Origin of the sequence: Erwinia sp. OLFS4 (assembly GCF_002752165.1) — a bacterium.
Classification (GTDB): domain Bacteria; phylum Pseudomonadota; class Gammaproteobacteria; order Enterobacterales; family Enterobacteriaceae; genus Izhakiella.
The window spans coordinates 1-7,208 of the sequence record NZ_MOMB01000078.1 but is presented as its reverse complement, the minus strand read 5'-3'; the positions used below and the strand labels follow the sequence as shown (position 1 = coordinate 7,208).

The window sequence follows — 7,208 nt, the reverse complement described above, 5'->3', positions numbered from 1 at the left end:
TAAATATATTATCTGGAGAAACGAGCATGGATACTTTGTTTAAGATTTTTGAAAAATTTAGTTCAAGACCCCTTTACTTTATTTTCTTTGGTTTATCAGCATGTGAATTATTCCAGAAAGAGTCAGCATTAAAAAATCCTAACATAGAAAACATACTATATCTTTTATCTGCAATGATAATGGTCGCCTTTTTAACATGGGGATTTGAATGGCTAATATTTAGATTCAATATCACCCTAGAACCTCATGATCAAGGCGATATTGGACCTACAATTGGAACGGCAGCATTAGCTGTTTATTTAGTATATGCATTTCATTTTTTAAGTGAGCAACCAGAGGCATTAAATCTCAAGTTGCTAAGTAATTCAGGATTCATTTATAGCACAACTTTATTATTATTTTCTCTTGAGTCGATGAAACTTAGAAGATTAAAGCAGAGATAACAATAATAATTACATGCCGGTAGAGTATTAAAAATACTCTATACTATAAAAAAGCCGATATGACTTACTTCCTATATCATATCAGCTTTTCACGTTTTAAGGAATCATGGATACATAATCGACTCCAATTCTGGAACTGTATTGTGACGCAATAGCTTGATATCGTTCAGCATAACCACTACGAAGCTGGGACTTTAATTTCAGTTTAACAGGTACATTTTGAACATTATCATCCATGCTACTTAAGAATACTGCTGAAAGAACATTTTTTTCCTCGCCTGGAACAACACGTCCGTGATTTAAAACGACCATGTAATCAACAACTGGTAAAGATTTATCACCTTCAAATATAGAAAAATACTTTCTGGTTTTTTTATGGATGACATAGATATACTTAGATTGCTCTGCGTTAGGCAAGGCTTTATTTTGTTTAGAGTTGAAAAGCTCTAATACTTTTATTAAGCGATGAGGACTTAATCTTTTATGATGAGGGTCATTCCCTTGAGTAGGAACAAGGTCACAAGCTGCAGAAACACATAAATACCATTTTTCAGAATTTGTATCAAAGAAAATCGTACCAGTAGAAATATGACCCTCTTCAAAGTTTTTAGAAGAGAGGTTCATATTCAAGGCGTGATACATTTCATTATACGAATTGGCATTTGCAGGTAAACTCATTTTTTTAGAACAATACTCTAAGGAATTTCCTTTACCATTGGTTTTAAAATCATGTGAATATGTTTCAAAAACATCATCAATGAAACCGACTAAAGTTCGATTTCCTTTTAACCTTTCATATAGTTCTTCAGATAGGTTACTAAAAACAAAGTCAATATTTTTCTTTTTAACTTCGGCAGAATTAGAGTTTATTATTTGATTTAACCAACCAGCCTGCCCATAGTCATCATTTTCCAAATGATTATTGAATGAAAGTGCTTCTGCTTCGATGGTGTTTTGAATCTCAGACTTAATAATTTGGTAGTAAGATGGATTCCACTCGATTAAGGATTCATTTAGTGTATTCCAGATTTTTTCACCATCATTATCATGCCCACTCTTATCTTTGTGGAAAACGCTAATGAAAATATTACCACTTTGAATCCACTTAATACCGGCAGCATCACCTACCACAATACTTTTTTCACTATCATCTGCAATTACAGCATTTTTGGCAATTGCATATTCAGCAATCATCTCAGCAATGAAATTGATATCATCTTGCTCTGTAAGAAATCCATCGTTCCGAATTAATTCTTTAATCCGTTTACACAGGCGATTAGTCTGGATATATTCAATTGTCTCTTCTCTTTTTAAAGATCTATCTCCAATTTGAGCAAGATCAGGTAAGATAGTATTTTCCCAATAATCAATTAAATCATCGTTGTTTGTATCCACTATTCTATCGTTAATCTTAACAGTTCCTTTCAGAGAAGAAGCTATCTGCATCCAAACTGTTTCAAGCTCTTCTCTTGTGTAAATAACAATCATATTCAAATGATCAGAGCTTTTTAGTTCTTTTAATATAGAAATAGTTTTATCTGGTGCGTTATTATCTAAATGATAGTCCATTATAACCAGATCTGACTTACGGATACGGTCAACATCAAAGTTAACTGAACCATTGTCAATATCACAGATCATATTTTTGGATTGAAAATAGCCCTCAAGAGTTGCTGCTCGTTTAGATGAATCTATTTTCGCTGGATCTAACTCAATCTCTCTGTTCAGAGCTTTTATAGAATCAGAATAAGTAATGAAGTCGTCATCTATCATTACGACAGAGCGAATAGCATTATCACAGAATGTTTTCTGCACAAGGGAATTATAAGTTGTTATAGCCATGTTATGACTCCACTCCATTGAACTGAATTACAAAATTAGCACCGTCTTTAATTAAATAGTCATCTTCAATATTAGGATCTGCATACCAAATCTTGTGATGTGCTACAGCTAAATTCTCTCTACATAAATAAAGCCCAACACCATGACCATTAGCTCTTTTACTATAAAACAACTCAAATAATCGTGAAATGTCATCAGGATCTATGGCAGGGCCTGAATTAGCAATTATAACTAGAGAATTAACAAAATCTATTTTTATAATACGTTTATCCGCCAAGCTTACCCAGTACATCGCATTGTTTAAAATATTAGTAAATACAGGATATATACGTGATGGTATATCATTAACTGATATCTTTTTGAAATCATCACCAAACTCAATGGAAATACGTTGTCTTTCAAAACGGTCACCAAAAAATTTCAGGATATAATCCATTATGTTTTTTCCGGTAATTTTTTGTCTCGATTGATATCCCGATATTTTAAGAGGTGATAAAAATCTGATTTGTTGCGTTAATGATCTATGAGCATTTAAAGCCAATGTGAACCCTGGGTGTTCCTTTGCTATTGAAGGTAAAGAATTTAGTCCTCTAGTAACCATCGAGTCCATTTCTTCAAGCTCGTGGGAAAGTATTTCGACACTGATACCCAACTGAGCTAGAGCATTGAGACTCTTAGCTTTATCTTCGAAATATTCTCTTTCTTCTTCAGATAAAGAAAAGGCAGAGTCTAAATTTACACCTTCAAATAATCTATCTAATCCTTTACTTATTGACTGATATTTGAAGGTAAGTGAGTCAATAGTTTCAATATAAATACTATCAAGTAAATTTAAAACATTCTCAATTTCAGTATTGTTGTTGATTGAATCAACTATTGTTATGGCTTTAGAGTAATAAATACCTCTATCACTTTTAATCTCTTCCCCCCATTTATTTAAGAGAGAATTTGTTTTTTCATTTATGTTGTTATTAAATTTAGTTAATCTGGCATTTATGACACCCTGATTTTTATCCAGATGATTTTTACCTACTAACGAAGGTTCCAACTTATTTAATTCAGAATCTAATTTATTAACAATCAATTTCATCTCTAATATATATGCAGAGAATTCATTGTATTTATCACGATAATTTCTATATCTTTCCTCAAACACACCAATTTTAGGTGGTTTAGTTGGAGTCTTTATTTCCGTTCTTAATGATTCTAAATTAGTAAGATCTGCATCAATTTCTTTTATATAGTTATAATCATTTTTGTTATGATCATTTTCTAATTTATGTTTCAAATTTTTTGCAGCTTCGAGTGAAGCATCTAAAACGGGGGCTTGCGCTTTTAATGCCTCAGAAAAACTTTTTTGAGTAGATTTACGAGCTTGTTGCTGTGCTGATTTCCTTAATTCTTTTTCTCGCTTAACCTGTTCAAGAAGCTCTTTACGATCTTCTGACTTTCCACCAAAAAATCTATCGGCCAAAGATGTTAATAGATCTGAAACTAATGTTTTTAATTCTCTAGCCGCTTGGTTCCGAATGAAACCTTCCCTTCCAGATTTATCCTTTAACTCTTTATTTTTTGATTGCGTGATGCTAATAAATCCGAAAATCCTTCGATTGGACCAATAGTATCGTCCTGCATTCCATGATCGTCTTTCCTCAATCTGGAAAAAATCATTATCTACTCGTCCATATGGCAACACTCTTAGATTATCTCGAAACACCATAAGTCCGGCATATTTTTTTGCCTTGAGGTCAAAATGAGTATGCTCTCTTTCGGTATGAGATGTATTTTGTGCCATAAATTCTAACGTTCCAATTTGAATTTCAAATGGTCCGACTCCAGAATTAGGATTGACACTTATACTGGCAGGGATAACTACTTCACCCTTATCCTCGCCAAAAGCTTTTACACGCCCCCTAAACCAACCTTTCTCATCAACATAACCTACAACCGTATGCTCTAAAGCATCAAAATCACTTTTACTGAAAACATCTGATTGCTTTAAAATTTGCCTATGATAACCATTTGCCTTAATTGTATAAATCTCGTAAGAAAACGAAAGATCGTCTAAAATATAAGGATTAACAAAAGCCCTCAAAGTATCAACTAAACTTTGTTCGACATCAGATAACTCTGCATTATCTTTAGCCAGATCTCCAGCATTAGTCAATAATGATAAGTCTCTCCCAAGCTCCAGTAAAAAAAGAGCAGTGCCATGCTTATCACCGTCAATTTTTTCAACTTTGATTAAGATTTCTTCCCAAGGAACGAACACATCAGAATTAACTTTAAAGTCATCGCAAAAATTAATTATCTTTTCTTGCGTAGTAACAAAGTCACTTTTCCCATTTATAGTTTTCTCATCTTCTGAGAATTTTTCCCAAGCTGACTTTATGAGAAGATGATTCAAATGATGGACTTCATCTTCATCTTCATCTTCATCTTCACTGGGAAAATATACATTTTGCTTAAGTTCATTGATCAGATCAGATAAAATATCAGACAGAGAATCTATTTTTTCAAATTCTCTGTATGGTACAGTGACATCGTCAAATGAAAGATAATGGTTTTCGAAAAGCCTCCAATCAATTAGCAAGGCAACATAATTATTATCCATTTTCTTAGTAACAAGAAAAGTTACGGGAGACAGGAAAGCAGCAGATAATCGCCCAATCCCTTTTTCTCCTTGAGTTTTTCGAATACTTAATCCGAATCTCTCATTTTCTTCTAAAGTGTTCTTTCTCGTTTTGGATTCAGTACCAACAACAAGCCAATTATCAATAATTTGTTGCAAGGACATCCCGCAACCGTTGTCTATAAGGGCTCCGCAAGGGTAATCGCCATCTAGTGTGTACAATGCCACATCTCTTGCATAAGCATCATATGCATTTTTCCAAAGCTCACTTACAGCAGTTGGGCAATCTGCAATCTGCCCCTTACCGAGATGTTCAATTGTCCTTGCTCTCGCTTTAAAGCTAAGAGATCTCATCTGCATTTTTAGCATCCATTTGAGAATTATTGATTATTATTTCAACACAAGATTTCAGAAGAATTTTCCCTAGATTCACAGGAACAGCATTTCCAACCTGTTTCCCTTGGCTAATTATGCCTCCAGAAAAAATGTAATCATCGGGGAATGTTTGAAATCTAGCAGCCTGCCTTACGGTAATTCCATGGTTATCCCACGGATGTAGAAAACGACCCTTTGAAGGATTAAAACAACCAGTCGTTATTGTTGGACCTGGTAATGATAGCCTTATCCGACCATAAACGTCTTTATGACCAACATAGCCATTAGAATGACAAGGCAATCTAAAATCAACATCTTCCCGACTGCCATTGATTGGTGTCAAATTGAACCTTTCAATCATATAATCAGCATGGTTCATATGTATATTATTTGGATCACTCTTATTTTCTTTAAGAGTTTTTTTAAATTTTAACTTTTCTGCAATATCTTTCCCTAAAACAGCCGTAATTCTTTCAATAATCGAAGGTGCAGGTTTTTCAAAGATTTCGGAAGCATTAACCCAATAAGGTTTTTTATCTTTAAAATGAGTAGGAGAAGGTGGCCAATCACCTTCATTGATAAAAATGTCATCTCTGAGACCTAAAATGAATACCCGGTTTCTGTTCTGAGGGACTCCATAATCTTTTGCATTCAACTTTAATGGACCTACGATTTTATATCCACTATTAGCGGCAAGCCTTTTAAAGTTGTTTAAATAGTCTTTATGTTTTTCCCAAAGCAAACCTGGCACATTTTCAACAAGAAACATCTTAGGCTGAAAAATTTTAACAAAATCATAATAGCGAATAAGTAATTCGTTTCTTGGATCATTAACACCAGCATTTTTTATTCTATGTGATGAAAAACCTTGGCAAGGTGGTCCACCAATGATTAGATCCAACTCTTTTTCTTTCAGTTGTAAGCTATCCATTAACTCATCAGGTGAAATAGTCATAATATCTTTGTTTAGTAATTTTATGCTATTTTCTCTTTTATGAATTAAATTTTTGCTGTACGTATCACAAGCATCTTTATCAAGTTCTATTGCAGCTAAAATTTCAATACCCAGATCCAGAGCGGCTAACGAAAAGCCTCCCGCACCTGAAAAAAGATCTATGGCCTTGATTTTGTTCAATTTATCCTTCACTCTTATAAACAATCGTGTTCTTACAACTAATTTTACAGTAACGGGGCAGTTATCACAATCCAAAGGTAACATCAAGACAATGATTGCTTGAACAGTTATAGGATATGAGTAAGTTTCATTGTGTTATTGGGCTAAAGAAATATATATCATTGATTGAAAATTGACAAAATAAAGCTTTTTGCAAAAACATAATGTTATTTACATTCGAAAACTCAGATACTTCATCAAGATGACAAAGGTATAATTTAAAAATATTCAATACCTCAGAAATTGTCATCAAGTTGTGAAATATAATATACTGAATTAATATAAATGCTTTCTTAACATCTAATAGCTTCAAATAGTTTAACGTAGTTTGACAACGAACTAACTGATCAGTTTCGCGTTGAACCTTATTTATCATACCGATAGTAAATGACATTGCACAAAGTTCCTTAAAATAATCTTCGCTTATGCTGTTATACTCAGGTGATATAACAACTGATAAATCCCGGCCATCAAACTCTAAATATAGATCGCTAATATCTAATTCTTTTTTATACGCAACTATATCTTTTAACACCTCATTATTGTTATAAAATAAACCGTTTCTCTCAATATAACAACTCGATATGAATATGTTATTTAGAGAGTTATAGTGCAGGTCATTGTCTTCATCTATATATATTTTAGGGAATGCAAATTCTTTTTTGCTTTTTTTGCATAAATGATTAATCTTAGCCTTTATGTTTTCCTCGCTCATATATTATCCTTTTAGTAAATCTAATAA

At 33.0% G+C, this 7,208-nt stretch carries 5 protein-coding genes; 1 reads left to right on the top strand and 4 read right to left on the bottom strand.

Going from position 1 to position 7,208, the window contains the following annotated elements:
• Nucleotides 1-443, top strand: a 443-nt coding sequence (locus BL249_RS18210; protein WP_342634064.1) for a hypothetical protein, incomplete at its 5' end; no start/stop codon positions are given.
• A 96-nt stretch (nucleotides 444-539) separates the two neighbouring features.
• Here the strand turns inward: BL249_RS18210 and BL249_RS18205 are convergent.
• The 4 genes from BL249_RS18205 to BL249_RS18190 form a co-directional block, all read right to left on the bottom strand.
• On the bottom strand, nucleotides 540-2,285 hold the full coding sequence (locus BL249_RS18205) for a response regulator receiver domain (RefSeq protein WP_099705496.1): 1,746 nt from the start codon (nucleotides 2,283-2,285) through the stop codon (nucleotides 540-542).
• Nucleotide 2,286: 1 nt separating this feature from the next.
• Nucleotides 2,287-5,277: an ATP-binding protein gene (locus BL249_RS18200; RefSeq protein WP_099705495.1), complete on the bottom strand. Its 2,991-nt coding sequence runs from the start codon at nucleotides 5,275-5,277 to the stop codon at nucleotides 2,287-2,289.
• Complete coding sequence (locus BL249_RS18195; protein ID WP_241898924.1) at nucleotides 5,258-6,418, bottom strand: DNA cytosine methyltransferase; 1,161 nt, start codon at nucleotides 6,416-6,418, stop codon at nucleotides 5,258-5,260. Before BL249_RS18195 ends, BL249_RS18200 begins: the two co-directional genes overlap by 20 nt.
• Before the next feature lie 136 nt (nucleotides 6,419-6,554).
• Entirely contained in the window at nucleotides 6,555-7,181 is a 627-nt protein-coding gene (locus BL249_RS18190) for a hypothetical protein (protein ID WP_099705493.1), read from the bottom strand.
• Nucleotides 7,182-7,208: the final 27 nt, after the last annotated feature.

Coding starts and splice junctions, on each gene's coding strand:
- BL249_RS18205 (WP_099705496.1), bottom strand. CDS start 2,285: ATGGCTATAACAACTTATAATTCCCTTGTGCAGAAAACATTCTGTGAT.
- BL249_RS18200 (WP_099705495.1), bottom strand. CDS start 5,277: ATGCAGATGAGATCTCTTAGCTTTAAAGCGAGAGCAAGGACAATTGAA.
- BL249_RS18190 (WP_099705493.1), bottom strand. CDS start 7,181: ATGAGCGAGGAAAACATAAAGGCTAAGATTAATCATTTATGCAAAAAA.